General features: G+C 54.3%; 23 protein-coding genes and 2 pseudogenes. 16 read left to right on the plus strand and 9 right to left on the minus strand.

Features of this window, described 5'->3' with window-relative positions; genetic code table 11:
* Positions 1-3: 3 nt before the first annotated feature.
* The 5 genes from R1T46_RS18430 (at position 4) to R1T46_RS18450 (ending at position 3,893) form a co-directional block, all read left to right on the plus strand.
* A complete protein-coding gene (locus R1T46_RS18430; RefSeq protein WP_288352661.1) occupies positions 4-792 on the plus strand; it encodes a hypothetical protein in 789 nt (262 codons plus the stop codon).
* Between the two features lie 102 nt (positions 793-894).
* Positions 895-1,098 carry a helix-turn-helix transcriptional regulator gene (locus R1T46_RS18435; protein WP_288352663.1) on the plus strand — a complete coding sequence of 68 codons (204 nt, stop codon included), beginning with the start codon at positions 895-897 and terminating at the stop codon, positions 1,096-1,098.
* A gap of 14 nt (positions 1,099-1,112) precedes the next feature.
* Positions 1,113-2,006 carry a toprim domain-containing protein gene (locus R1T46_RS18440; RefSeq protein WP_288352665.1) on the plus strand — a complete coding sequence of 298 codons (894 nt, stop codon included), beginning with the start codon at positions 1,113-1,115 and terminating at the stop codon, positions 2,004-2,006.
* Complete coding sequence (locus R1T46_RS18445) at positions 2,003-3,499, plus strand: YfjI family protein (RefSeq protein ID WP_317306501.1); 1,497 nt, start codon at positions 2,003-2,005, stop codon at positions 3,497-3,499. Before R1T46_RS18440 ends, R1T46_RS18445 begins: the two co-directional genes overlap by 4 nt.
* A complete protein-coding gene (locus R1T46_RS18450; RefSeq protein ID WP_288352667.1) occupies positions 3,492-3,893 on the plus strand; it encodes a hypothetical protein in 402 nt (133 codons plus the stop codon). The genes R1T46_RS18445 and R1T46_RS18450 overlap by 8 nt, the downstream gene beginning before the upstream one ends.
* A 187-nt stretch (positions 3,894-4,080) precedes the next feature.
* On the opposite strand, the gene R1T46_RS18455 is transcribed toward R1T46_RS18450, so the two are convergent.
* The gene (locus R1T46_RS18455; RefSeq protein WP_288352669.1) at positions 4,081-6,414 is read right to left on the minus strand and encodes an AAA family ATPase; all 2,334 of its coding nucleotides are present in this window, start codon (positions 6,412-6,414) and stop codon (positions 4,081-4,083) included.
* Between the two features lie 326 nt (positions 6,415-6,740).
* On the opposite strand from R1T46_RS18455, the gene R1T46_RS18460 reads away from it, so the two are divergent.
* The 3 genes from R1T46_RS18460 to R1T46_RS18470 all read left to right on the plus strand — a co-directional run bounded on the left by R1T46_RS18460 (position 6,741) and on the right by R1T46_RS18470 (position 10,062).
* Positions 6,741-7,903 (plus strand): IS3 family transposase gene (locus R1T46_RS18460; protein WP_156105448.1). Its coding sequence is split into 2 segments (ribosomal slippage): positions 6,741-6,996 and positions 6,996-7,903, totalling 1,164 coding nucleotides; the frame shifts between segments, so codons are not numbered across the junction.
* Between the two features lie 161 nt (positions 7,904-8,064).
* A complete protein-coding gene (locus R1T46_RS18465) occupies positions 8,065-9,273 on the plus strand; it encodes a hypothetical protein (protein ID WP_317306502.1) in 1,209 nt (402 codons plus the stop codon).
* Positions 9,274-9,441: 168 nt separating this feature from the next.
* A complete protein-coding gene (locus tag R1T46_RS18470) occupies positions 9,442-10,062 on the plus strand; it encodes a hypothetical protein (RefSeq protein ID WP_288352672.1) in 621 nt (206 codons plus the stop codon).
* Between the two features lie 66 nt (positions 10,063-10,128).
* Here R1T46_RS18470 and R1T46_RS18475 read toward each other — a convergent pair whose 3' ends face one another.
* The gene (locus tag R1T46_RS18475) at positions 10,129-11,433 is read right to left on the minus strand and encodes a tyrosine-type recombinase/integrase (RefSeq protein WP_288352674.1); all 1,305 of its coding nucleotides are present in this window, start codon (positions 11,431-11,433) and stop codon (positions 10,129-10,131) included.
* 189 nt (positions 11,434-11,622) lie between these two features.
* Between R1T46_RS18475 and mutS the strand changes: the two genes are divergently transcribed.
* Both mutS and fdxA read left to right on the plus strand, forming a co-directional pair.
* Entirely contained in the window at positions 11,623-14,265 is a 2,643-nt protein-coding gene (gene mutS, locus R1T46_RS18480) for a DNA mismatch repair protein MutS (protein WP_317306505.1), read from the plus strand.
* Positions 14,266-14,402: 137 nt separating this feature from the next.
* Positions 14,403-14,726, plus strand: coding sequence for a ferredoxin FdxA (fdxA, locus tag R1T46_RS18485; protein WP_317306506.1), 324 nt, complete (start codon positions 14,403-14,405; stop codon positions 14,724-14,726).
* Between the two features lie 69 nt (positions 14,727-14,795).
* Here the strand turns inward: fdxA and R1T46_RS18490 are convergent, their stop codons facing one another.
* The 5 genes from R1T46_RS18490 to R1T46_RS18510 form a co-directional block, all read right to left on the minus strand.
* Positions 14,796-15,461 carry a LysE family translocator gene (locus R1T46_RS18490; RefSeq protein WP_317306507.1) on the minus strand — a complete coding sequence of 222 codons (666 nt, stop codon included), beginning with the start codon at positions 15,459-15,461 and terminating at the stop codon, positions 14,796-14,798.
* Between the two features lie 31 nt (positions 15,462-15,492).
* Positions 15,493-16,527, minus strand: coding sequence for a hypothetical protein (locus tag R1T46_RS18495; protein ID WP_317306508.1), 1,035 nt, complete (start codon positions 16,525-16,527; stop codon positions 15,493-15,495).
* 157 nt (positions 16,528-16,684) lie between these two features.
* Positions 16,685-17,635: a DegV family protein gene (locus tag R1T46_RS18500; protein ID WP_317306509.1), complete on the minus strand. Its 951-nt coding sequence runs from the start codon at positions 17,633-17,635 to the stop codon at positions 16,685-16,687.
* 107 nt (positions 17,636-17,742) lie between these two features.
* The gene (locus R1T46_RS18505) at positions 17,743-18,576 is read right to left on the minus strand and encodes a metal-dependent hydrolase (RefSeq protein ID WP_317306510.1); all 834 of its coding nucleotides are present in this window, start codon (positions 18,574-18,576) and stop codon (positions 17,743-17,745) included.
* Between the two features lie 198 nt (positions 18,577-18,774).
* Entirely contained in the window at positions 18,775-20,187 is a 1,413-nt protein-coding gene (locus R1T46_RS18510) for a PLP-dependent aminotransferase family protein (RefSeq protein ID WP_317308334.1), read from the minus strand.
* A 190-nt stretch (positions 20,188-20,377) separates the two neighbouring features.
* Between R1T46_RS18510 and R1T46_RS18515 the strand changes: the two genes are divergently transcribed.
* Together R1T46_RS18515 and R1T46_RS18520 are read left to right on the plus strand one after the other, a co-directional pair.
* Positions 20,378-21,187 carry a PhzF family phenazine biosynthesis protein gene (locus R1T46_RS18515; RefSeq protein WP_317306511.1) on the plus strand — a complete coding sequence of 270 codons (810 nt, stop codon included), beginning with the start codon at positions 20,378-20,380 and terminating at the stop codon, positions 21,185-21,187.
* 61 nt (positions 21,188-21,248) lie between these two features.
* On the plus strand, positions 21,249-22,433 hold the full coding sequence (locus R1T46_RS18520; RefSeq protein ID WP_317306512.1) for an NAD(P)/FAD-dependent oxidoreductase: 1,185 nt from the start codon (positions 21,249-21,251) through the stop codon (positions 22,431-22,433).
* Positions 22,434-22,469: 36 nt separating this feature from the next.
* Here the strand turns inward: R1T46_RS18520 and R1T46_RS18525 are convergent.
* Together R1T46_RS18525 and R1T46_RS18530 are read right to left on the minus strand one after the other, a co-directional pair.
* Positions 22,470-22,806: pseudogene (locus R1T46_RS18525) on the minus strand (aldehyde dehydrogenase family protein); the annotation flags it as partial.
* A gap of 197 nt (positions 22,807-23,003) precedes the next feature.
* A pseudogene (locus R1T46_RS18530) lies at positions 23,004-23,219 on the minus strand (response regulator transcription factor); the annotation flags it as partial.
* A gap of 124 nt (positions 23,220-23,343) precedes the next feature.
* Here R1T46_RS18530 and tnpA point away from each other — a divergent pair.
* From tnpA to R1T46_RS18550, 4 genes are read left to right on the plus strand one after another with little or no spacing between them, the layout of a single operon-like run.
* Positions 23,344-23,631: an IS66 family insertion sequence element accessory protein TnpA gene (gene tnpA, locus R1T46_RS18535; RefSeq protein WP_317305808.1), complete on the plus strand. Its 288-nt coding sequence runs from the start codon at positions 23,344-23,346 to the stop codon at positions 23,629-23,631.
* Entirely contained in the window at positions 23,628-23,972 is a 345-nt protein-coding gene (gene tnpB / locus R1T46_RS18540) for an IS66 family insertion sequence element accessory protein TnpB (protein ID WP_317305809.1), read from the plus strand. The genes tnpA and tnpB overlap by 4 nt, the downstream gene beginning before the upstream one ends.
* A complete protein-coding gene (tnpC, locus tag R1T46_RS18545; protein ID WP_407070138.1) occupies positions 23,926-25,653 on the plus strand; it encodes an IS66 family transposase in 1,728 nt (575 codons plus the stop codon). The genes tnpB and tnpC overlap by 47 nt, the downstream gene beginning before the upstream one ends.
* Positions 25,643-25,912, plus strand: coding sequence for a hypothetical protein (locus R1T46_RS18550; RefSeq protein WP_092031717.1), 270 nt, complete (start codon positions 25,643-25,645; stop codon positions 25,910-25,912). Before tnpC ends, R1T46_RS18550 begins: the two co-directional genes overlap by 11 nt.
* The last annotated feature ends 5 nt before the right edge of the window (positions 25,913-25,917 follow it).

A 25,917-nucleotide genomic window follows, 5' to 3' on the forward strand; every position in this document is an offset into this window, starting at 1 on the left:
GTCATGGATACAAAACCTTGGGAAAACGACAGCTGCGCATCCATCAAAGCGCATTTTGCAGTTTTTTCGATACCTCAAGCAGCGGCCCTGTGGTGTGGTGTCACTGAAGACCTTCTTGGAAAGATTGTAAGTGAATGCCAACAACTATCGTCAACCGGTTTTGGTCGAAGCGTGTGGGTGCACCCATACATCCCCTGCATTGAACCGAGAAGCCGAGCTATTGCAGAAGCAATGGAGCATGGTGCACTGTCCTATGGACGTGAAGACGCCGAACCAGTTGATTCCAATGACTCAGTCGCTTTTGAGCGGAGACACTGCAAGGGTCGCGATCTAAAGCAATGGATGGAGGAGGCATTTCCTGGTGAAAAGCCAGCGTTTCTATTTGATACCCATGAACGTGTTTCAGGCTCCGGCATAAGCCTTGAAGATTACCAAACAATCAAGGCAAAAAATGAAGCGCTTGAGCTGCGATTGGAAAAGGCGAAGGTTGAATACCGAAAGCTGAAGGAAGCTAACGCGGCTTTGATCGCCGAGTCCAATCGCCTTAAAGCCAACGTCAGCAGTGAAGCATCAGCTCACCCCCGATCAGAAGTTAGTTATCAAAGGATTATTGCTGCACTGTTGTCGTCCATTCACGGAGAGTTGCCCAATGTTGAGAAACACCCGTCTTTTGCAAACGAATCAGCCCTAATTGAGGCGTTAGCAAGCCACTACGACGGATACGGAGGCCTCTCAACAAGCAACTTGAGCCGCAAATTTCCAGAGGCGAAACGGGCCCTCGAACTCAAATAGCCTTTCCGCAATTGCAGAATGATCTTCTGCAATTGCGATGCTCTTAATACCCCCCTCCGACAGAATGCCAGCCATGTTCAACACGCCCCAGGAGGCACCAACATGGCTATCAAAATTCAGCGCCTACCCAGCGTTCTCGGAGTTACAGGACTGTCATACAGCAGCCTGAACCGCCGCGTCGCGAAAGGTGAATTCCCAAAACCCATCTCACTTGGTCCGGGCCGAGCGGTTGGCTGGATCGAATCTGAAGTCCAGGAATGGCTCGCTGCTCAAGTCGAGGCAAGCCGCTCAGAGAAAAGCAAATAAGGAAGGGGGACCAAATGAGATATGGTGATCCACGTTCCGCGTTTGCCGAACATCTAATGCTGCGAGGCCTACCTGTTGAAAATGGAATTCTGGCAGATGGTGAAATCCACCGATTTCATGTAAACGGCGACAGACCCGGCTCCCGAAATGGCTGGTATGTTCTTTACTCCGGCCACATTTCCGCTGGCGCCTTCGGAAGCTGGCGGACTGGCACATGGGCAACTTGGTGTAGCCGGAATACCGATGAAATGTCACAAGGCGAGCGCTGGGAATACAAAAAGCGCCTTCAGCTCATTCATCTGCAACGGCAGGAGTCAGTGCGCCAAAAGCAGCACGAAGCTTCCTTGAAAGCAGAACAGCTTTGGCATAAAGCGAAACCGGCGAGCCAAACGCACCCATATCTGCAACGCAAAAACATCGGACCACAGCATCTTCGACAACTAGGGGGCCGCTTATTGGTTCCTCTGGTTGACCCCCAAGGAAGACTGTGGAACTTGCAGCTCATCTGGCCGGACGGCGATAAGCGATTCTTAAAAGGCGGTCGAGTTAAAGAGTGCTTCTGCGTAATACCCGGCAGCGATGTAGAGGCAGTTCTGGTGTGCGAAGGATTTGCAACGGGCGCATCACTTCAGCAGGTCACCGGTCATAAAGTTCTATGCGCAATGAACGCAGGCAACCTGCAGTCTGTGGCGTATACAGCCGGCTTTATTTCTGAAGGAAGAGTTAAACTCTGTGCTGACAATGACCACCAAACTGCCGGCAATCCCGGAATCTTTAAGGCACGATTGGCAGCCAGAGCAACTGGAGCGGACCTGACCTGGCCACCTTTCTGTGGCGAGAGCTGTGTCTGCACAGATTTCAATGACGCTTTCAACTGCTCACACGCCGCGAAATGGGGAGGCGTATGAACCCGACCAACTGTATAGATAATCTTCTAAAACCTCGTGAATTGGCGGCGGCTCCCATCCCACTGCCACCACCACTTCCAGTTGTTGAGCCTTTCGAGCCGGAAACCCTGCCCGCGGACATTCGCGACTTTGTAATGGATGTCGCTCAGCGCCAACAATGCCCGCCAGATTTCTGTGCAGTTGCTGCAATTGCGTGCCTTGGAGCTCTTGTAGGCCGAAAAGCATGCTTGGCTCCCAAACAAGCAGATGACCAATGGAGTGAATTCCCCAACATGTGGGCCGCATTGATTGGTGGGCCTAGCGCGATGAAATCACCGTCTCTTCGCGAAATGCGCTTCCCGCTTAATGAAATAGAGTCTGCGCTTCGTGAGGAACACGGGGAAAGTGTTTCGGAGCAAAAGGCTGAAGCCAGGCTCCGCAAGTTGGAAAAGGCAGAGCTTGAGAAAGCCGCTAAGGCTCATCTTAAAAATGGCGAGAGGGGCGCAGCGATTGAAGCCTTGAAAGCCAATGAAGACAGCTCCGACAGACAGCCGACCCTAGCCCGTCTGGTGGTAAACGATGCCACAGTTGAGGCATTGGGCGAGCGGCTGAACGAAAACCCGAACGGATTGCTTTTGATACGTGACGAGTTGTCCGGCTGGCTGGCCAAGATGAATCAGGAGGAGTATGCGTCTGACCGTGCCTTTTATCTGGAAAGCTTCAACGGTAAGGATGATTACACCTACGATCGGATAGGCCGAGGCACCATTCGTATCGAAAATTGCATGCTTTCGATTGTGGGCGGTATTCAACCCGCCAAAATCGCCCCAATCGTTCGTGGTGCCACTAAAGGCGCGACCGATGACGGACTGATTCAACGCTTTCAGCTGGCTGTCTGGCCGGACCCGGTTAAAGCCTGGAAGTGGCATGACAGGCCCGTGAACGCCGAAGCGAAAGAGCGTTATGCCAACGTGTTTAGACGACTCCATGCTTGGAAAGCCCGTAGCGAGAAAGGCGCACCTGAGGTCTGGCACTTTAGCCCTGAGGGGCAGAGTTTATTCATCAGTTGGATGGAAGAAATACAGGGCGAAGCCCGCAGTAGCAGGCTCGCATCGGTTATGGAAAGCCATTTGTTGAAAATGCCGAAAACAGTCAGTGGCCTGGCTCTGTTGTTCGCCATCATTAACGGCGAGCGAGATTTTGTCAGTGCCGAAGCCACCGCCATGGCACTGGACTGGGCCGATTACCTACGCACCCACGCCAACCGACTCTACAGCGCGTCTGTCGGTGCAGAGATTCAAGCAGCTCATATCATTCTGCGCAAACGGTCAGAGATTAACAGTCCCTTTACAGCTAGGGATGTTTACCGCAAGTGCTGGAGCGGTGTTGACTCAAGCATCACACCGGAAGCGCTGGAAATACTGGTTGATCACCGATATTTGTTTGCTACCGACGTAAGTACAGGTGGCCGAGCCAAGATCATCTACAACTGGTGGGGAAATCAAAATGGGTAAATGGTTGAGAAAAGTCCAAGAAATGGATCCAGGGAACCTGACTACAGAAACTTCTGTCAGTTCTGTCAGTGCCCTGACCAGCGTTTTTGCCGAGATTTCCAGTTCTGTGGGGCAACCCGAAGAACGGCAATTTGCGGGCGTAACACCCTTGCTCTGCCGAGCTGCTGACTTGATGAGGGAACTGAATCTTATTCCCGGCCCCGGCAATGACGAGGGTTTTATTGATCGCATACTAGCTAGCAAGAGCAGCCGAGAGCGCCATCAGTTGCTGAACGGTTACCGGGAGGTATGGCTAGAGGCTGTGTTGCACAGCGATGTGCCCGAGCACGCCCTTGATAATGTTGGGCGGCGCCAAGCAAACCGCTGGCTTTATGAACAGAGTGTTGCGAAGTAACGGTTAACATGATGCCGATTCTTCGAATCGTCCGAATATAGAGCGAAAATTAATTTGGCCGGTCTGTACTGCAGCAGTAAGGGCACAATCCTGGGCTACATCGGCATGGCCATAGCGGATAAGAATTACCAGGTCATTATCGACGTTCATGCCTACGGCGAAGGCCAGGTCTGAACAGCACGCAGATTTACTGGTGCTGTAGGCTTTCTACCAAACCCTTGTAATGATCTTCATCCAAAGTTTGCATGAGCTCCAGGAGATCAGAAAAAACCTGAGGAGCCTCGCTGAGAGTTGAGAGGTCATGCTCCGGATCAGCCACACGATCATGATGGGAATGGACATGCAAAAACCGCAACAGACGGGTCTTCTTTGCCGGATCGAAGTCCGCCTTAGACATCAACAAACCAAGCCCCGGCTTGTCACCCGGAAACTTAAAGCTCAGGAATGTTTCTAATAGCCGCCGTGCCACGTTGGGCAACACGTAATACTGATCAAGGGGCGCAGCTGTTGTGCTTTGAGCAACGCTCCAGATTTGCTTGAATAAATAGTGATACTCGGATTCGTAGTTAGCGAGCAAAGGATCAAGGGGAACCAATGACGAAGTTCTTTCTCCCTCATCCCACTGCGCTTCAAGAAGATACATATGAGCATTCAGCGGATTTTTCTTCTTCCGGCCGTTCACATGGTCGAACCAGTTTCGAACTAACCGGAAAAGTTGAAAATTATGCGTGAGAATGAAAAGCTGCGCTGCTTCTGCGGTTTTCGTTTTCATGAAACTGAAAGCGCTATATAGGGAGTTAGCGTCCAGGCTGGATATTGGGTCATCAATAACGATTATTGTTTTCGTAAGATCCAGACTTTCATCCTCGAGCGTCTTCAGAAAATACATAAAGGCGATCGCAGTTCGCTCTCCCTCACTTAGGTGATAAGCCGGTTCTCCGTAACGAAACAATCGATAGCCCGAGTCAGATGGTTCAAACTTCAGTTCGCGCCGTCCAAGGTATGCAGCTACTTCATCGTTCAACTCCTCAGCGGCTCTTAAATGTTGGCGTATCTCCTCTTCGAGTTGCCTGATCCGCTCCCTGTTCTTATCTCGCGCTATCCTCTTCTCCGCAATGGCGGTAACCAACTGACGCAAATCTGTCTTGTATTGTTGATACTCGTCGAGAGACTCAAGAACCATGTCATCTGCAACCCTATGCATGGCGTCTTGGACTTGTTGCTCAAATGATGAGCTGTGCCGATTGTGTTCGTCGATCAACTTATTGATCCGGTCGATGACCTCGAGCCCAAACTGTGCTGCGACGTTCTGTGAGGCATCCAGCGCTATGCTAACGGTCTTCAGCAACCAGTGAGAGTCTTTCGCCGCTGTAGAGAATGCAAATAAAAAATCTCGAATCTGCATTCGTTCAAAGGGATTATCCCGCTTCTTCTTTAGTGCAGATGCCAAGGACTGTAGGAAATTAACCACGCTCCGTTTACTCGAACTCCATTGTCCAGAGTATTTTTCGAAATTAGCCTGGAGGTGCTGATAAAGCAGTCCGGTAGCAGGAAGCTCGACGCCTTTGATTGCTCCGATTGAGGATTCGATTTTCTGGATCTCAGTGTCCAGCTCCGTCTGAAATCGATTGAGTTCATCATTGAAGTGGGCTTCCAGATCTTCCAAGCGCCCCTCAGGAAGTCCCTGTTCGCAGAACAGGCAGTGGCTTTGTTCAGAGAGACTTTTGTGGAGATTCAAACCGGACTGTACCCAATGTCCAAGCTGAGGGTTTTCACGTAGGTCCTGGATAACCGTTGCCGTTACAGATCTTTCCAGTAACAGCTCTACTCTTTGGGTCAGTTCCATGAACTTAATTGTAGGCAGCTTCACGTTAGAGACATTTTCAAGGGGTTGAGCATGCGCAACACTTAACAGTTGCTCCCTATCCGTTTCATCCAAGCGGGCTCCACCAGCGGCCAACAATTCCTCCGCCCGATTTTCGAAAACAGAGCGATTGTAATTATTGAACCGGCCTCCGGGCCTTGTGAGAGCATTTTTTACGCTGGACGCTCGCTCGCTACAGAGTTTTTCAAACGCCTTCTGTTTAAAGCCCTGCTGGGAATCGAGCGATTTTAGGTCCGCAACAATGGTCTCGACCTCATCCCTCAAATCTGAGATTTTCTTTTGCTTTTCAATAGAATCCTCACCAAGGTAGAAAACAGGCGCCAACTCCTGCTGTGCTGGATCTTCGAAGATGGCGTGCTGAATAAAACTTCGATTAAATACTCGGACTGCGGGAACAGAAGCATTTTGAGGCAACTTTCCGTTTACCGTTTTATCACCGAACTCGAAGTTCAATGACGATGCGCTCGCCGCTCGCTGATGCTCCAGATCCGAAAAAATACTCGTCAAAGTCGTTTTGCCACTTCCATTTAAACCGTAGATCAAGTTGAAGCGTGCAAATTCATCAAGGTTCTCCGGCCACGTGAAGTCTTTGAATATTCGAAACCCTCTAATGTCCTTAATTTTTGTTAAACGCATCCTACCCTTCCCAAGTTTACTTCCAACGCCAAGAGATAGTGTGTGTTGTCGATACTGAATGATTCGCCTAAGGAAACCAAGATCGTAAGCTGAATCTGATACGACACTCTGATCATCCTTCGCACAAGAGGAAATCGCCTAGAATCTATACAAGGGTCGCAAGGGGGTTGGTGCAATGCAGTCAGAATCGGACGATAGCAGTCTCGAGAAAGATCGGGAGGAGCTTTTCCATCTCGTGTGGTCGATGCCCAGTGAACAGTGTAGTGGTTCAATGATTCCGGACACCAACGTAGGTGGTAATATCGCCACCATAAGCGAGGTGTCTGATGACCAGAAAACGACGATCTTTTACACCAGAGTTCAAGCAGGAAGCTGCCTGTTTGGTGCTTGACCAGGGCTACAGTGTTGCCGAAGCCAGTCGCTCTTTAGATGTCGGCGAGAACGCCCTCAGGCGATGGGTAAAACAGCTTTCCGAAGAACGTGGCGGTGTTACACCCAAGTCCAAAGCCATGACCCCGGAACAGCAGCGAATCCAGGAATTGGAAGCCCGTTGTGAGAGGCTGGAACGGGAGAAATCGATACTAAAAAAGGCTACCGCTCTCTTGATGTCGGACGAGATGAATCGTACGCGCTGATAGACCAGTTGAGTGAGCAGGAGCCGGTTGAGATGGTCTGTAAAGCGTTTGAAGTGTCGAGATCCAGTTATTACGACTATCGCCGGAGGCGGTCCGTAGTGGATGCCACGCGAGTGGCTCTGCGAGCCGATGTGAACCGGATCTTTCGCAAGAGCCGAAGCTCAGCGGGAAGCCGTATGATCACCGCCATGCTTAATGAGGAAGGCGTTGTGATCGGACGCTTCAAGGTTCGCCGCCTCATGAGTGAGCTGGGACTGATCTGCAAGCAACCTGGCCCACACGCATACAAACAGGCCACTGTGGAAAGGCCCGACATTCCAAACCGGCTGAATCGTGAGTTCAGCGTCAGCCACCCAGACCAGGCGTGGTGCGGTGACATCACCTATGTGTGGGCTGGTCAGCGATGGAGCTATCTTGCGGTTGTTCTGGATCTCTATGCCCGCCGTGTGGTCGGCTGGGCGCTATCAGACCGGCCTGATGCAGAGTTGGTCGTAAAGGCACTGGATCACGCGTATGAACAACGGGGAAAACCGACAGGGGTTCTGTTCCACTCTGACCAGGGCAGTCAGTACGCAAGCCGATTATTCCGTCAGAGGCTCTGGCGTTACCGCATGGAGCAAAGCATGAGTCGTCGGGGAAATTGCTGGGATAATTCCCCTATGGAACGGGTCTTCCGGAGCCTGAAGAGCGAATGGATCCCATCACTTGGATACCGCTCGATTCCTGATGCAAGAAAGGATATTGGTGACTACCTGATGGACTACTACAACCGGCAGCGTCCCCATACATTCAATGACGGCATGCCACCTGTAGTCGCGGAAGAAAAACTTAAAATACTGTCCGGGATTAGTTGACCACTACACAGCTAGCGGCAACCCTCGGGATTTCAGGTGTCGCGCTCACAAAACGATGTGCCAAGCTCGAAATTCCCAAGCCCCCTAGAGGCTACTGGGCACGGTTTAAGGGCAATCCGAATCGGCCTATTCCTCCGATGGCTGCTTACCAAGACAACCTTGTGGCTCGACTCAGCCAAAAATCAATTCAGCCTGGAATTCATTTATCTGAACGGAAACAGGAACTCTTTAAAAAGGCTGCCGAGACCGTTCTGGCCCGGAACCGCGAATTGGGCCATTTCGAGTTCAAAGGATCAAGGCTTATGCACATCGACCCCGCACTGGCCTCTGCGATTTTAACCACGGCAATTAAGCACTTTGAAGAGTTCCTGCCCAACACCCCGTTTGTTTCTGCAAGACAGGTAGCCGCCGGTCTATTGGATGCTCTTCTCCCGCTAGTGGCAAAGAATGTTTTGGTTTTCCCTAAATCCGAAACACCGGATTACCGGTCCGAGAACGAATTCGTGGTGGTCCGTGTTTCCGAGGAACTACTACGCCATCTTGCCAACGCCAATAGATTAGTCGATGAGCAGCAGCTGTCCTTCTCAGCGATACCACTCAACAGCTCAGAATATTGCCAGAGCGTTCGGTATATCTTCGCGCCTAAATCGTACTGGATCGCCAAAGCCGATCTTTGCGTGTCCAAGACACATGCTTGGCTCAGAATTGAGCAAAAATCACCCACAGATATTTATGAAACGAATCAAGTTCCAATTGACCATCTTGGACCGCTATCTTTCGTGCCTGAGCAGCCTCGCTATACTCACACGGATCCGGAGCTTCAAATACATCGAGAAGACTGGGATCTACTGCAAACGCTGCTAGAAGCTGAGGATATGCATACACTTGGTTCTTCTCTCGTGTACGACCTCCTAGATGCCGATTTACATCTGAAACTCGGGCGTGCCATGAAGGTCTGGTGGCCAGTCGAACAGTTCAATGCGCTCCAGGTACTGCAGGATGGATTAGTCTCTGCCGAGCAACGCATAGAGCTATGGGAAACAGAGCTTGCTGCCGCCAAACAAAGAATCTCTGAAAAAATCCTCGGCATTCGTCCCGGGGATATTCTGCAGGCCATGCAACAAGGTAAGTCAAGGCGAATTCAGGTCGAAAGGCTAAACGTGTTCAAGTATGACCACGAGATTACTTTTATGGCGCATGGCAAGCTGTTCAGAAAAGACGGTATGGTTGGTAAGCGACGTGAGACATTGTACTTGTCGCTGCCTACAACCATTGCTCACCAATTAACTGGTTTTAAAGAACCACCTCAGCCCTCACTGCAGCCGAGCGTAAATAGGTATCCATTCTGGAAATGGGGTTGGCGACATTGATGGAATGGCGACAATGCAAATGCAGATGGCAGGCCGGGAGATTGTCAGCAACCTCCAGCCTCCGGGTCTTGCTGTAAACTTGATAAACTGGCAAGCGAGTACTTCAAACCACGACACTCACATAAGACTGAAAATTTTGCTATTGATTTCGAAAAAAAGGATTGAACGATGGGCGGAATGTTTAGTGGGAGAAAACCCTCAAAAACGACAAAGCCTTGTCCTGAACAGTTCATCAGCCTCGATGTTCGCGAACTTCAAAGAGACCAGCTCCTTGAACCTGGGCAGGCTTACAACCTGCATCAGTACACACAAGGCATGAAACTTGGAGTATTGTCAGTAGTCACACATGGGGATTGTTTGGAACTCAAATTCATTGCCTGCGACCGGCAGGCTCAGTTTGCGTCCCAATTTATCGAGATCGCCTGGACACCTTGTCATTTTGGCGGCTACCGCCCTTGGTTTCTCTGCCCAGGCGAATATTGTGGTCGACGTGTCGCAATTCTTTATGGACCGACACCGAATCTTTGCCGGCATTGCTGGAGGATCGCTTACCAAAGCCAGCGGGAAAACCAAATTCAGAGAATGTTCCGGAAACTCAGATCTATTGAAGCCAGCTATCCCGGACAGCCAAACAACTCAACTCCTGAAACTCGTGAGCGCCCGAAAGGGATGCATCACCGCACCTTTGATCTACTGCAGAAGAAGCATCGGCTCCTGATCAGGGATATCCAACTCACTCAAGTAGCGGAGCTAATTAAGCTGGAGGAGTCACTTCCCGAGTGGTACTGATTAATTAGAAGCCCTAAAAAACCAAGTTCAAAATCTTTTGTGCGGCTCCGGATCGCGGCGAAGCTCTCACGTGTCTGATTTTGTCAGAGCATCGAGGTGATCCGCCCATTTCTGCAGCCACTCTCGACACTCGGCTTCATAGCGGTGTAGGTCATATGTACCTTCAATACCTCCACGTGCATGCCCTAGAACCGCTTCAGCAACTTCACTGGGACAGCGGAGGCGCGAAAGCCCCGTCCGCACAGTTCGACGCAAATCGTGGGGAGTCCAGCTCTCGATATCAAGCATATTGCCCTGCTGGCGCATTCGCCAAGCCTGTTCAGTGAGCTGCTTCTGCTGAATTGGCTGCTTCGATCGCATAGAGGGGAATAGGTACTCACCAGTGTTCATCTGAAGTACACGCAAAAACTGTATGGCTTGACGGGGCAGTTGCACATATCGCTCGATGGCTGTTTTCGATTCACGAATATGGAAAGTTTCTCTTTCTAGGTCGATGTCCTTCCACTCTGCTACACAGACCTCCCCAGTTCTGCAGCCAGTCCACAAGGTAAATCGGATAACATTCTTCTGAGTTTGCGTGTAATTCGACCCAGGTAGCCACTCGAGAAGCTTTTTTAGTTCCTGGTCGGATAAGACTCTCTTACCTTTCTGTGGGGTCAGTTTTATTTTTGCCTGTCGCAGGCTAGCCTTAGCCAGCAAGGCCGGATTAACAAATTCAGCAGGCAGCCGACCCAGTCCCAGCGCGAACTCATATGCTGCGGTCAGTTCTCGGAGCACATTACCTGCCTGAACATTGGCACCACGGTTCACGATGTCTTTAATGTGGTCCACAATCATTTGCCTTGTCAGGACAGTAGCGTCCAGCGAACCAAATGTGCTCACTGGATCATTTTCAAGGGTGCGGCGCGTTTCTGCCTGACCTTTCGGTTTGCGAGCGCCGGGAATTAACTTCCCGTCCTGTGTTTTCCTGTCCTCAATATGCTCTTCTAAGTAAAGGTCAATTAATTGCTTTACGGTAAACGTCTCATGCTCTTCTTCCGCAGCCCGCGCTTGCTCAGCAACCTTCCCCGCTTCAATACTCTTCTTCCGCTCTGCAGACGGACAAAGCCCTGAGAGACGAATCTCTTTTAATTCGAGAAGCCGATTACGAGCCTCTGCCAAGGTAGTTTGCGGAAAGCGCCCTATTCTCATCTGCATGAGTTTGCCGGATTCAGGGCTCTTATAACGATAATAAAACGTCTTGATACCAGACTTTCCACAGCTCACACGAAGCCCACGATAATCCCCTACGTCTGCCCGGTCTTTGCTGCCGGGCTTCATGGTTTCAACTGTTTTTGCGGTTAGTGGTTTGTTACTCTGACTCGCTGCCATTGCGGTCACTCCAAGTCGGGCCGTAAAAGTGTAGGTTTTTGCGCCTTTGATCGAAATCATAGCCCATATATCAAAAAACCTACACTAAAACCTACACTAACCTATGCGCTTAAATGGAACTTCCTGAAACCTTATGGAATCAAAATTTTTCAAAAACTCATTTAAAACATTATCTTGCAGCGGGCTAAGATGACAAAAGACGTTCAGAATCAGGCGCCTGAATCTAATCACACACCTATGATGAGGCAATACCTCAAGATCAAGGGCGAACACCCCAATGAACTGGTGTTCTACCGCATGGGGGACTTTTACGAGCTGTTCTACGAGGATGCCAAGAAAGCCGCCGAGCTGATGGATATCACCCTGACGGCCCGTGGGCAATCCGGAGGCAGCCCGATTCCCATGGCGGGCATTCCTTACCATTCCGCTGAAGGCTACATTGCACGTCTGGTTCGTGCCGGTCAATCCATCGCCATTTGCGAACAGATTGGCGACCCGGCGACCAGCAAGGGGCCGGTAGAGCGCAAGGTGGTTCGCATTGTGACGCCGGGCACGCTGAGCGACGATGCGTTCCTGGAGGACCGCCGGGATAACCTCCTGGTCGCCATCTACAGCCACCGGGAGCAGTTTGGTTTTGCCTCGCTCGACATCTCCAGCGGACGGTTTACCGTGTCTGAACTGGACGATCTCGAGGGCTTGCAGGGGGAGCTCCAGCGCCTGCGCCCAGCGGAGATCCTGATCAGTGAGGACTTCCCTTATCAGGACGTACTGGACGGCTATACCGGTATCCGCCGCCAGGGCCCATGGCTGTTTGAGTCCGACACCGCCCGCCGCGTGATTACCCAGCAACTGCAGGTCCGTGATCTGACCGGCTTTGGCTGCGAAGACCTCACGCTGGCCATCTGCGCTGCCGGATGCCTGTTGCAATACGCCAAAGAAACCCAGCGCACCGCCCTGCCCCACATTCGCAAACTCAGCCGTGAACGGCGCGAGGAAGCGGTAATCCTGGACGCCACCAGCCGCCGTAATCTGGAAATCGACACCAACCTGATGGGCGGCACCCAGCACACCCTGGCCTGGGTGATGGACCGGACTGCGACCGCCATGGGTGGGCGCCAGCTAAGACGTTGGCTTAACCGGCCCTTACGGGACATTACCGTGGTGGAACAACGCCAACAGGCGGTTTCAGCACTTCTGGACGGCTTTCACTATGAGCCGGTTCATGACCTGTTGAAAAGCATCGGTGATATCGAGCGGATTTTGGCCCGCGTGGCGCTACGTTCAGCGCGCCCAAGGGATCTGGCACGGCTGCGGGATGCCTTTCTAAGCCTGCCGGATTTACAAAAGGCACTGACACCGATCAACTCCCACCATGTCGTCAAGCTCGCCACGACCATTAGCGAGTACCCCGAGTTATCGGACTTGCTGGAACGGGCCATCATCGACAACCCGCCGGTGGTCATCCGGGATGGGGGCGTTATCCGCGACGGTTTTGACGAAGAGCTGGACGAACTGCGCAATATCAGCGAGAACGCTGGCCAGTTCCTGCTGGACGTTGAGACTCGCGAGCGCGAGCGCACCGGGATCAGCACGCTGAAAGTCGGTTACAACCGGGTGCACGGCTACTACATCGAAATCACCCGCGCGCAATCCGGACAGGCGCCAGTGGATTACATCCGCCGCCAGACTCTGAAAAACGCCGAACGCTTTATCACACCGGAACTGAAAGAATTCGAAGACAAGGCCCTGAGTGCCAAGAGCCGCTCACTGGCACGGGAGAAAGCCCTGTACGACGAGGTGCTGGAAACCGTCGCCGCAGAACTGGCACCCCTGCAGGACGCTGCCCAGGCCCTGGCAGAGCTGGATGTGCTCAGCAACTTTGCCGAGCGGGCCACCAGCCTGCGCTTCAATGCCCCGGAATTCAGCGACACGCCCGGCTTCGATATCGAAGAAGGCCGCCACCCGGTAGTGGAACAGCTGCTGAGCGATCCCTACGTGCCCAATGATCTGCTGATGGACCAGCAACGGCGCATGCTGGTGATCACCGGTCCCAACATGGGCGGTAAGTCCACCTACATGCGGCAGGCAGCACTGATAGCCCTGCTGGCTTACACCGGCAGCTATGTGCCCGCCAACCGTGTGGTCATCGGGCCACTGGATCGTATTTTCACCCGCATGGGTTCGTCAGACGACATCGCCGGTGGTCGCTCAACCTTCATGGTGGAAATGACTGAGACCGCCAATATCCTCCACAACGCCACGGAATACAGCCTGGTGCTGATGGACGAGGTGGGGCGCGGCACCAGCACCTTCGACGGCCTGTCCCTGGCCTGGGCGACAGCGGAACACCTGGCCAAACACATTCGCTGCTACACCCTGTTTGCCACTCACTATTTCGAGCTCACGCAACTGGCCGACGATCTTGAGCACGCCGTTAACGTTCACCTGACCGCCACGGAACACGACGACACCATCGTGTTCCTGCACAACGTTCACGACGGCCCAGCCAGCCAGAGCTATGGCTTGCAGGTGGCGAAGCTGGCTGGCGTGCCCCAGGACGTGATTCGCAACGCCAAGGAGCAGTTGTCACACCTTGAAGGCGGTGCGGCACCAGCCAGGCCAGCAGCCGATGATACCGCCATGGCGCCGGCTGAACCTGAAAAACAGCCACGCTCCGCCCGTGTTAGCGAGCCGGTTATGCAGGCAGACATGTTCGCCAGCCTGGAGCCCAGCAAAGTGGAAGAATGCCTTGCCGACCTGGATGTGGACGGACTGACTCCGAGGGATGCTCTTAACCGACTGTACGAATTGAAAGAACTGCTGGGGAAATAGCGGAACTCAGCGGCAGAATTGATCTGTGTAATAACGATAGTGCGCCTCAGCGCTTGCGACAGGGCAGGCCGCTCAATACAATATCGCGCAATTATTATTACACTGATGAGATTGACTACTGGACCAGGAAACTGACTATGACGTTTGTCGTTACTGATAACTGCATCAAGTGCAAATACACGGACTGCGTGGAAGTATGCCCGGTTGACTGCTTCTACGAAGGCCCGAACTTTCTGGTAATCGATCCGGATGAGTGCATCGATTGCGCCCTGTGTGAGCCGGAGTGCCCTGCTGAGGCGATTTTCTCGGAAGACGAGCTGCCTGCGGATCAGGCCCAGTTTGTGGAGCTCAACGCCGACCTGGCTGGCAAGTGGCCCAACATCACCGAAAAGAAAGACCCGCTGCCAGAAGCCGAAGAGTGGGACGGCAAGCCGGACAAGCTGCAGTACCTCGAAAAGTAATAGCAGCTTTCAGCGCATTGCGATCAAAAAAGGGGAGCCTCGGCTCCCCTTTTTTCATACATCACCACTTCACTGCGTCGCCAGTTTTGCTCCGATAGCGACGAAGAAACCGCCAGTCAGCGCGTTCAGCATGCGCTTTACGCCCTGCCCCACGCCAAGCCTTCGTGATTTGACCACCACCAGCGCCAGCCCACATTGCCAGGCCATCGCCAGCACAAAGTGAACCGCCGCAAGAAACAGCGATTGCTGGAATGCGTTGCCGGCGGGATCGATAAACTGAGGAAGCAACGCCATATAGAACAGCGCCGTTTTCGGATTCAGCACGTTCGACAGCAGGCCTTCGCGAAACGCCGCCCAGGTTGATACCGGCTTCATCAGTGGGGGCTCAGCGCTCGATATCGATGGCCCATCGGATTTTGCGGGGGCGCGGGCCATGGCCTGACGCAGCGAGCTCAGTCCCAGCCAGATCAGGTAGCAGGCACCTGCCCATTTGACCGCGGTAAACGCCCAGGCCGTCTCCACCAGCAGCATTGAAATACCCAGAGCGGACAGGGTGGCGTGAATAAACAACCCACAGCAGATGCCCACGCTGGTTACACAGCCATCCCGCAAACCATGCTTCAGCCCACCCCGCCCGGCGTTCCGCATTACCAGCAGGGTATCCACCCCGGGCGTGACGGTCAGTAACGAGATGGCCACCAGATAGGCCCAGAACAGCTCCGTTGGTACCAGCATTGCCAAACATCCCACGCGAACGCAGGAGTGCTCAGCTCTCCTGCTGCAGAATCTTTTTCGCCGCGGCCGACTTGTAGAACGGCGCAAGACGACGACGGATCAGGGCTTCAAGATACCCCTCCTCCCGAAGCACGTCTATCACAAGAAGTGCGTAGGCATCCACCTCCGCCATGACCACATCGCGGTCGACCCCAACCGCGCCCAATAGCTCAATCACCGGTTTTTCGCCATACAGGGTGAACAGGTGCTCCACCACCGCCCTGGCGCAACCCTCGAAATACGCCGTCTGGCGGAACTGCAGCCAGAACTCGTACCCCAACACCACAAACTCCTGGAGCTGCACATCCCCTAACCCTTCGTGCAGCTCTTCAATAGTGCGGTCTTCCAGCGATACCCACACGGCCATCACGCTGTCGCGCAGCTCCTCATCGGTCAGAGCGCTGTTCAGGAACTGTTCACTCCGACTGATCAGCCCCGGCAGGCTGTCGGACAGCCAGGCCTTGAAACGGCGCTCAAAGGTTTCATCCAGTCCCGGAACCGCCCTGTTGGCCATGCGCTTGCCAAACTTCATCATCGAGCCGACACCGGGAACACTCTTGGTAATCAGGTTGTCCTCGTAGAGGTAGTTCACCACGCCCTGATACACCACATTGGATACCAGCTCCTGATAGACCGGGTGAGCCATGATCTCGCTGATCACCCGCTCCCGCTGATGCCGAAGCTCAAGGGCTTCTTCCAGGAACCCGGTGGCCTGCTCCCGGGTGATAATATCCCGCAGCCGCGAGGTTTTCTGAACCGGGGCATTCAGCACTTCCGTGGCCATCTCCGCTGCCAGTTCCGGGATGCCGGCATCCAGTTCCATGTCGATCACAATACGCTGGATCACGCCCATAACCTGTTCCGCCGAGGTCAGCCGGTTCAAGGTGATGGCCCCGGCATAGTCAAACAGTTCATCCACTTCGGTTTCGAGAAAACGCCGCAACTTGGCCCCTTTCAGGGAAGCCAGTTCGTGTTTTACGTGTTGCTCGAACAACGCATTGGCGAGATCCGTTTTACCTTTGGTCATAATCGGGGTCCGGTGCAGTCTGGAAGTGGGCTTCTGAATTGAGAACGACATGAGGCTAACACGAAGCCCGACCGGCTGCGTTTGCCGAAGATACAGCCTTTTGTGTGCGAGTGGGCCAAGAAACGGGAGGTGGTGCCTGGGCGCCCGATAGTCCCGGCTACTGGAAATCGCTGAATTCGTGGGGTTCTGCGGCAAGCGCCAGGCACAGGCTACCGGGGCCAATGTATATGCTGCTGGTAATCCCCATCTGGGAGAGTAACAGCTCAACACCGTTTTTTTCACAGGCATCACGCAGGCGGTTCAACCCCGGAAGGTCCTCGATGTCAGTCCAGGTCAGGCCGCAGGAAAGGCTGACATAGGGCGTCAACAGGCCTGCCTCGACCCTCGCGGTGGCGTAATTCATCACTTTCTCCACTGCCACGTCGAAACTTCGGGTTTTGGCGACGGGTTGCCCTTCAGCGCCCTGACCAAAAATGACCGGGGTGATGTTCAGTGCCTTGCCGAGAAACGCCACCAGGGCCGACACGCTTTTGTCACCGCGCCGCCGTGCACGCTCGCGAATGTAGTGCAGATCGCGGGGAATTACGCAGGTATAGATTTTGTCGGTAAACGTGTCGACTTCATTGCGTAAGGCGTTTTTCGATAGCTTCTGCTCAATCAGGCGAAGGGTGTGAGCCGCCAGCAGCCCCTGGCCGGCAAAGATCTGCTTGCTATCAATCACCCGCATGGAGAACTTGCCCTCACGCCCGGCGGCGTGACGGGCCTCATGATAGTGCCCCATCACACTGTTCATAGCTTCCGTAGCGTTCTGGAAAATCAGGCTGCGGGAACGGGTGACCGTCTCGCAGATGGCGACGTCAAATTCCGTGACAATTTTTTCCATGAACAGGTCGTGGATCTGTTCGGCGGAGAAGGCGTGTGTTTCGGCGTGGTGGCCCTTCTGCAACAGGCCGCTCTGGTAGAACTCCTGGGTCCTGACCGGCTCGTGCTCGTCGATGTAGGTCTGGCCATCAATAACGGCAGTGACTGGCAGAACAAACAGATCATGCTTGCGACTGAACTCATAGGGCAGATCGCATGCAGAATCAACGATAAGACCAACGCGCATGGGGCCTCCAGCTATGGGAAGCTATTCCGGTCGGTTGCTTCCCTTTATTGTCATTGTTTTTGGCAGCGCCCAGTCTTACACAAAGCGGTCAATATTTCAGCACTCTGCTAACGAGCGGATGGCTTCAGTTCAAGTTCGTTGAGGTTTTTCTCGATCAATTCACGGTTATCCTGTTGCCACGGATGAAACCCCTTGCGGAAATAGGCCAGGAAATCAGGCATGCACTTGCGCAAGACCCCCGGTTTGCCCCATAAAAAGTTAATGCCGCCGACCCAGGTACCCAGGTTCCATAACTTGCCATCGGTTTTCAGCAGGCTGCAGGTGTTCAGGAAGGTGTACTTGAAGAAATTCCAGGTCACAAACAGGAATACAATCCGGCGAAGACGCTCATTGCCAACGCAGTGTCGATAGACGTCGAAAGCCACCGATTTGTGCTCAGTTTCCTCGATGGCGTGCCAGCGCCACAGCTTTTCCATGTCCGGTGTGGCCCCTTCCATCCATTCCGGGTGACGGAGAATGGCATTCGCCAGCACCGCGGTATAATGCTCGGCGCCGCAGGTTCCGGCCAGTTGGCGACTGGGCGGCAGATTGCCTACCCACGCCATATGCCTGCGGAATCGCTCATCAATGGCATCGATGTTGTACCCACGAGCCTTCAACGCTTCGTTGTAGTGCTTGTGCTCCCGACTATGCAGCGCCTCCTGGCCAATAAACCCGCGAATCTCTTCCTTAAGCTTGGGATCGTCCACCTTGTCCCGGTAGAGCCGAACCGCATTGATAAACTGCTGCTCGCCATCGGGGAACTGGAGCGAAAGCGCATTGAAGAACGCCGTGCGGAAGGTGTCATTGCCGTGCCACAGGGTTTTGAGGTCGTCGGCAATATCGAAGTGCATGTGTCGGGGTGCAACCGAAACGCCTTCGGGCGTGGAACTGATGGTCATGACTGCCTCCGGGTTATTGTGATTATGGAGCGGCATTCACCGTACAGCGGCAACGTCGCGTACGAAAATTGATCAGAAACTTCAGTTTAAACCCGAATTCAATACGGAAGGAAGGTGATAACCCGAAAAATTGGACAGATTGTCACGAAATGACAGGTTGTCAGCGAGCAGAGGGGCGAACAACGGCCCCAAACACGCTCAGGATTCGGCAGCAACCGCGGTCGCTATGGCGCCAAGCCGGGCAATGGCGTGTTCAACCCGCTCGCTCCAAGGGTTGGCACCGTTCAGTCGCAGGCAGTTTTCGTACTTGTCGGTGGTGGAGAACATCAGGCCCGGGGCCACGTTGATATTCTCCTCCCGCGCCCGGCGGAACACCTCTGTACCGGACACCGTGCCAGGAAGCTGAACCCACAGTACGAAACCACCCTGGGGACGGCTGACGGCCGTACCTTCGGGAAACGAGCGCCCTACTGCCGCACGCATACGGTCCGTCGCCTCGCGATAGCGTAGCCGAGCAGAACGAAGGTAACGATCATAACCGCCCTGCTCCAGGAAATGCGCCACGGCAAGCTGCGGCACGCTCGCGGTGCCCAGGTTGCTGAAATACTTCTGTTGGCTAGCCTCGGCCAGATATTTTCCGGGCATCATCCATCCCAGCCGTAAACCCGGAGAAATGGTCTTGGAGAAGGAGTTGCAATAGATAACATTGCCGGTGCGGTCAAAGACTTTTGCCGGTCTGGGTCGATGGGTGCCGTAATAGAGATCGCCGTAGATGTCGTCCTCAATCAACGGAACGCCCGCTGCTTCCAGCATCCTTACCATCTGCTGCTTGCGAAGGTCCGACATCGTCGCGCCCATGGGATTGCTGTGATTGGGCACGACTACACACGCCTTCACCGGCCACTGTTCCAGCGCCAGCTCCAACCCCTCCAGGCTCAGCCCTTCCGAAGGGTGTGTTGGCACTTCAATGACCCGAAGCCCGACCACGTCCAGCGCCTGGAGGATGCCCGGAAACGAAGGCGACTCAACAACCACGATATCCCCGGGTTTAGTGACGGCCTGAAGGGCCAGGATGATAGCCTCCTGTGCACCATTGGTGGCCAGGATATCCCCAGGTGTTGCGATGATGCCCAGTGCAGCCATTCTCTGGGCAATCTGACGGCGGTACTCGATCTTTCCAGGAAAAGCGTAGTCCAGCGTTTCCAGTCCACGACGAGCCGCCCAGAGCGTGGCGTGCTGAATCTGGCGCACCGGCAGGAAATCCGGGTGGGGTATCGCAGCCGCCAGCGGCACCATCACCTTCTGCTCATCTGCGCAAAGATCAAGCGCCATATCACGGGCACTCACCGGCACCGGCTTGGCTTTGTGCTTCTGCATTACTGGTTCTGGCGTATCCCGCCTGGGCAGATGCACAAAATAGCCACTGCGTTCCCGTGCTTCCAGGTAACCTCGCGCCTCCAGCGTCTGGTGGGCCTGAAGCACCGTGGACACACTCACGCCAAACTGTCGGCTGAGCGCCCGAACACCAGGCAGCCGCTCGCCTTCGCGATAAACCCCATCACGAATCAATGCGTGTAACTGGTCTGCTACCTGATTATAGAGAATGCCCATCGCTTCATCCTGCCAGATCAATCCAGAATGGCTGCAGTACAGATCAAACAGATTCTCACCAGCACAGATGTCGAACAAAAAAGCCTGTACCGGTCCAAAATCACAATATCTGAATCTGTTATGGTTGTCTGCATAAACGGAGAATGGTGACTCTGGCTATCACTCATCGAATCTCGCGAAAGGAAAGGGGATGAAAACACTACCGATATATCAGGTCGACGCGTTCGCCAGCCAGGTTTTCGGCGGAAACCCCGCTGCCGTCATGCCACTTGAAGAATGGCTGCCGGACGACACCATGCAAAAAATGGCGCTGGAAAATCATCTCTCGGAAACGGCCTTTCTGGTCCCCCTTCCTGATAACGCAGAAGAAGACTTTCACATACGCTGGTTCACGCCCGACATAGAAGTGCCTCTCTGCGGCCACGCCACCCTTGCCAGCGCCTGGGTCCTCTTCAACAAGCTGGGCTGGAAAAAGGAGCAAATCCGATTCCAGTCCAAAAGCGGCCCCCTGGGAGTGAAACAGACCGACGACGGCTGGCTCGAACTGGACTTTCCGAATCTTGCCTTTGAGGAATGCTCAACGCCCGATCTGATCCTGGATGCCCTGGAAGGCTGCCCGAACACGTCGTTTTTCGTCCCCAAAGACACCAATTATCTCATCGTCCTCGGAGACGAAGCGGCGGTAAAAACCGCGCAGCCGGACATCCGCAAGCTCAAGGAACTTGGTAATCTTGGCGTCATCATCACTGCGCCTGGCAATGACTGCGACTTCGTCAGCCGTTACTTCGCCCCCGGCGGCGGCATTGATGAAGACCCGGTCACCGGCTCAATCCACAGTATTCTGGTGCCCTACTGGGCCGAAAAACTCGGCAAGGATCACCTGTTGGCACACCAAGTGTCCGACAGAGGCGGCGTTCTGCGATGTGAACTGAAGGGCGACCGCGTCGCCATTGCGGGCCAGGCGGCATTCTATATGGAAGGTTCCGTGCAACTGCCCTAACGTCTTCGCAAAAATGTATACTGCGCCGGAACTCCCAGAGCCAACACTGTAACTTCAAATCATGACAACCCAGAACTACGACGTCATCATCATAGGCGCCGGCGCCGCAGGCCTGATGTGCGCTCTAACCGCAGGCTATCGTGGCCGCAGCGTGCTGTTGATCGACCACGCCAACAAACCCGGCAAGAAGATCCTCATGTCCGGCGGTGGCCGCTGCAACTTCACCAACCTCAACAGCACGCCGGCCAACTTCCTCTCGGACAACCCCCACTATTGCATCTCAGCGTTAAAACGCTACACCCCCCAGCACTTCCTGGACCTGGTTGAACGTCACGGTATTGAGCACGAAGAAAAAGCCGCCGGCCAGCTATTCTGTAAGGAGAGCAGCAAGGAAATACTCAATATGCTGCTCACCGAATGCGAATGGGCGGGCGCAGAAGTGCGACTTAAAACCAGCGTTAAAACAATCAGCGGTGTCGATCACGGCTACCAGCTACAAACAAACAGCGGCACCCTGACCTGTGAATCCCTGGTCATCGCCTGCGGTGGGTTGTCCATCCCCACCATGGGCGCAACCGGCTTTGGCTACGATATTGCGAAACAGTTCGGGCTTGCCATACTGCCAATCCGGGCAGGGCTGGTGCCCTTCACCCTGCACCCGGAGCTGAAGGAACAGTTGGCGCCCCTGTCCGGTGTCAGTTGCCCTGTGGACGTGCATTGCAACAACGAACATTTCCGCGAACCGATGCTGGTCACCCACCGCGGGCTCAGTGGCCCTTCGATGCTGCAGATTTCCAGCTTCTGGCACCCCGGCGACAGCCTGAGCGTCAATATGCTGCCCGCCACCAATGTAGAACAGGACCTGCACGACCTGCGGAAATCAAAACCGCAATCCACGGTGGCCCAATACCTTGCACAACACCTGCCCAAACGCTTCGCCCAGGCCCTGAACGACGTTCACGGCTGGGCCGGCCCACTGCAGGGCTACAAGAACAGCGACATAGAACAGGTGGCCCGCGCCCTGGACCAATGGACCATCAAACCTGCCGGCACCGAAGGCTATCGAACGGCGGAAGTAACCCTCGGCGGCGTGGATACCCGTCAGCTATCCTCCAAGACCATGGCGGTTCTGGACAAGCCTGACCTGTACTTTATTGGTGAGGTGGTGGATGTGACGGGACACCTTGGCGGCCATAACTTCCAGTGGGCCTGGGCCTCTGGCGTGGCTGCTGGGAGTGATGCCTGACCCTGGGTCCAGCCAAATGCCTCATCGGCAACGCAATTATCGAAGCTGAATTGAGAAGTTGGCCTCGGGTGATTCAGCTTCACTGGAAAACCAACGTGACGTCACGGTCTTTGTCTCGGTATAAAACCTTACAGCCTGCTTGCCATAGGCATGCTGACCCCGTAAAAAGAGCCTTTCCATCCGGTGAACGAAAAGAACGACAGGGGTACAGGGATAGGAATATTCACACCGACCTGACCGACATCGATTTCGTGCTGGAAGCGACGAGCACAACCACCGGAAGAGGTGAAAATAGATGTGCCGTTACCGAAGGGCTGCTATTGATAAGCGCGATAGCGTTACCCAAATTATCGGCCTCCATGCAGCAACGCACGGTAGGCTGTGCAATTGTCTGCATAGCAATTCGGTATGCCACTGCCGACATTAATAAAACATGAACTTACGCAATCACCACAAATTTTGAAGGGCGATCATATTAGACTTCGGGCCGCCAGACTTTTGCACCGAGAGGTCGCAAGCATGACCGGTCAGAGGATTAATCATCGGGAAGAAGAGGGTAGGCTCAAAGGACTACTCCTCCGCATGCATATCTATTCCAAAATCTCTCGCAGCAAGGATAGCCTGCACTCGATTTTGAACACGAAGTTTTTTCAAAATAGCTGAGACGTGCGCCTTCACTGTCGTTTCAGCTATGTGCAAGTTGAATGCAATCTGCTTGTTCGACTCACCTTGAGCCATTCGCTTCAGAACCGATAACTGTCTCGGCGTCAAACATCGAAGCTGCTCTAAACCAACTGCCCCTCCCAACGACGAGCCACCTTCAACGTAAGCGTTCATTCCACGACGTTCTGCCACCCCGGTGAATTTGTCCCTACAGTAACCTCACATTTTCCAACAATAGGTTACTCCCATGAGAAAGCACCGCACCCCGGAACAATGGCAAGCCCTGGTTGACCAGCAGCATGACAGTGGCCTGTCCGCTCCGCAGTTTTGTAAGCAGGAGAATATCGGCTACGCCAGTTTCTGCAACTGGCGCAAGCGCCTGTCCGATCAGGCGACCGGTGACTCAGCGGATTCCGGCGAAGCCGGTTTTCTGGACCTGTCCTCTCTGATGGGTGCAGCGCAGTCCGGCCCAGGCTGGAACATTGTGCTGAGCTTGGGCAACGGCGTCGAACTGCGGCTGAGCCAGAACGGATGATCGGGCTCGATAGCCAGGCCAGGATCTGGTTGTGCACCGAGCCTACCGACATGCGCAAATCGTTCCGGGGCCTCAGTGCTCTGGTCCGGAATCAGTTGAAGCACGATCCGCTCAGCGGCCAGTATTTTGTCTTCGTCAATCGTCGCAAGACCCAGATGAAGATGTTGTACTTTACCGCCACCGGGTATTGCCTGTGGGCCAAGCGCCTGGAGCAGGGACAGTTCCGGGTGCCATCATCCGCCTCTGGTCAGCGGGCTTTAACCTTGACGGATTTGCAGTTGCTGATTGATGGCATTGAGGTGCAAAAATACCGTCAATTCAAGCGTTTTCGAGGGGTATAAAACGCGGACTTCCGGTATAATATCGGCCATGAATTCAACGGCTTCCATCTCCCAGTCCAACGCACCTTCCTACTCGGCCCTGGCCGAGGAGAATGCGTTGCAGCGCGAGCAGTTGGATGCTCAGGCGGAAGCCATTCGGCAGTTGAAACACCAGTTGGACTGGTTTAAGAAACAGCTGTTCGGCCCCAAATCTGAAAAGCAGGTTTATGATATTCCAGAACAGGATAGCCTGTTCACCTCCGGTGAAGCACCGCTGCCGGAGAAGCCTGCCGAGGAAGAGAGGCGCACCATTAAGGCCTATCAGCGCGGCACCGGCAAGAAGCAGCGGGACGACGATTGTCTGAACGACACCGGCCTGCGCTTTACGGCGGATGTGTCGGTGGAAGTCATTGAGCAATTGCCACCGGAACTGACCGGGCCGGACGCCGACCAGTACGACATCATTGGTACTAAAACGACTTATCGCCTGGCGCAGCGCGCCTCCAGCTATGTGGTGCTCAAGTGTGAGCGCCCGGTGTTCCGGCGTAAAGGCAGTGATAAGCCCATCACCACACCGGCCCCGTTCAACGTGCTGGACAACAGCCTGGCCGATGTCAGCCTGCTGGCCGGGTTGCTGGTGGACAAATTCCAGTTCCACCTGCCGCTGTATCGCCAGCACCAGCGCATTCAACAAGCAGGTATTACCCTCAGCCGCAGCACCCTGACCAACCTGGTGAAGCGTGCCATCGACCTGCTCCGACCCATCGTAGATGCCCAGACCGATAACGTATTGCGCAGCCGGGTGCTGGCGATGGATGAAACGCCCATCAAAGCGGGTCACCAGGGCCGGGCAGGTCCGCAGAAAGGCAAGATGAAAACAGGCTGGTTCTGGCCCCTATACGGTGATGACGACGAAGTGGTGTTTACCTACTCGAACAGTCGGGGCCGACTGCACATCGAGCAGGTTCTGAACGACCAATTCAGTGGCACTCTGATCAGCGATGGTTATGCCGCTTATGCCCGCTATGCCGCGGCCCAGAAAGGTATTACCCATGCTCAATGCTGGGTGCATAGTCGCCGTTGCTTCGTTGAGGCCCAGAAGGACCATCCTGAGAAGGCCACCGAAGCCCTGCAACAGATCGCGAAGCTGTACCAGATTGAAGATACCATGAAGGAAAAGGAACTCACCGGCGAGAAGAAGCGTCAATACCGGCTGGACCATGCGAAGCCGGTCGTCAGCGGCTTCTTCCAATGGTGCCGGGATCAGTTGGCGCAAGGCGGCCTGTTGCCCAGTGAACCGCTAACCAAAGCCCTGAATTACGTGCTCGGTCGGGAAACGAGCCTGACGGTGTTCCTGGAAGATCCGGACGTACAACCCGATACCAACCACCTGGAACGGGCCCTGCGGCCCATTCCAATGGGCAAGAAAAACTGGATGTTTTGCTGGACCGAACTGGGCGCTGAACACCTGGGCATCATCCAGAGCCTGATCAGCACCTGCAAGCTGCACGATATTACCCCGTACATGTACCTGGTGGACGTATTGCAGCGCATCAGCCAGCACCCGGCCCGTGAAGTCAGCGACCTGACGCCCCGACTCTGGAAAACTCGGTTCGCCGAGAACCCGTTACGGGCGCTGATCGACCCACGCCATCCTGACCGACAGAGCAAACAGCCGGAGGCCACCGTCCGTGCGCATTGAGGACATGAGCATCGACCAGTTGCTGGAACTGAACCAGTATATCTGCCAGCGAATTGATGAGCTACAAGAGCAAGAAACCCTGCAAGCCTTGAGTCAATTGCGGGTTGGCCTGAAAGTGACCTTCGAGGGCCGGGAAGGACCGGTGTTGGGGATCGTCACCAAGATCAACCGCAAGAGTGTGATCGTGCTGGGTGAGGATGGCAGGAAGCAGTACAAGGTCTCGCCGGAGTTATTGAGGCCCCTCCGTGACGTGAAGTAGGTCAA

The organism is Marinobacter salarius, assembly GCF_032922745.1.
GTDB lineage: Bacteria > Pseudomonadota > Gammaproteobacteria > Pseudomonadales > Oleiphilaceae > Marinobacter.

Bases quoted from the DNA above. Each gene is read 5' to 3' on its own strand.
- R1T46_RS18430 (WP_288352661.1), top strand. From the start codon at position 4: ATGGATACAAAACCTTGGGAAAACGACAGCTGCGCATCCATCAAAGCG.
- R1T46_RS18435 (WP_288352663.1), top strand. From the start codon at position 895: ATGGCTATCAAAATTCAGCGCCTACCCAGCGTTCTCGGAGTTACAGGA.
- R1T46_RS18440 (WP_288352665.1), top strand. From the start codon at position 1,113: ATGAGATATGGTGATCCACGTTCCGCGTTTGCCGAACATCTAATGCTG.
- R1T46_RS18445 (WP_317306501.1), top strand. From the start codon at position 2,003: ATGAACCCGACCAACTGTATAGATAATCTTCTAAAACCTCGTGAATTG.
- R1T46_RS18450 (WP_288352667.1), top strand. From the start codon at position 3,492: ATGGGTAAATGGTTGAGAAAAGTCCAAGAAATGGATCCAGGGAACCTG.
- R1T46_RS18455 (WP_288352669.1), bottom strand. From the start codon at position 6,414: ATGCGTTTAACAAAAATTAAGGACATTAGAGGGTTTCGAATATTCAAA.
- R1T46_RS18470 (WP_288352672.1), top strand. From the start codon at position 9,442: ATGGGCGGAATGTTTAGTGGGAGAAAACCCTCAAAAACGACAAAGCCT.
- R1T46_RS18475 (WP_288352674.1), bottom strand. From the start codon at position 11,433: ATGGCAGCGAGTCAGAGTAACAAACCACTAACCGCAAAAACAGTTGAA.
- mutS (WP_317306505.1), top strand. From the start codon at position 11,623: ATGACAAAAGACGTTCAGAATCAGGCGCCTGAATCTAATCACACACCT.
- fdxA (WP_317306506.1), top strand. From the start codon at position 14,403: ATGACGTTTGTCGTTACTGATAACTGCATCAAGTGCAAATACACGGAC.
- R1T46_RS18490 (WP_317306507.1), bottom strand. From the start codon at position 15,461: ATGCTGGTACCAACGGAGCTGTTCTGGGCCTATCTGGTGGCCATCTCG.
- R1T46_RS18495 (WP_317306508.1), bottom strand. From the start codon at position 16,527: ATGACCAAAGGTAAAACGGATCTCGCCAATGCGTTGTTCGAGCAACAC.
- R1T46_RS18500 (WP_317306509.1), bottom strand. From the start codon at position 17,635: ATGCGCGTTGGTCTTATCGTTGATTCTGCATGCGATCTGCCCTATGAG.
- R1T46_RS18505 (WP_317306510.1), bottom strand. From the start codon at position 18,576: ATGACCATCAGTTCCACGCCCGAAGGCGTTTCGGTTGCACCCCGACAC.
- R1T46_RS18510 (WP_317308334.1), bottom strand. From the start codon at position 20,187: ATGGGCATTCTCTATAATCAGGTAGCAGACCAGTTACACGCATTGATT.
- R1T46_RS18515 (WP_317306511.1), top strand. From the start codon at position 20,378: ATGAAAACACTACCGATATATCAGGTCGACGCGTTCGCCAGCCAGGTT.
- R1T46_RS18520 (WP_317306512.1), top strand. From the start codon at position 21,249: ATGACAACCCAGAACTACGACGTCATCATCATAGGCGCCGGCGCCGCA.
- tnpA (WP_317305808.1), top strand. From the start codon at position 23,344: ATGAGAAAGCACCGCACCCCGGAACAATGGCAAGCCCTGGTTGACCAG.
- tnpB (WP_317305809.1), top strand. From the start codon at position 23,628: ATGATCGGGCTCGATAGCCAGGCCAGGATCTGGTTGTGCACCGAGCCT.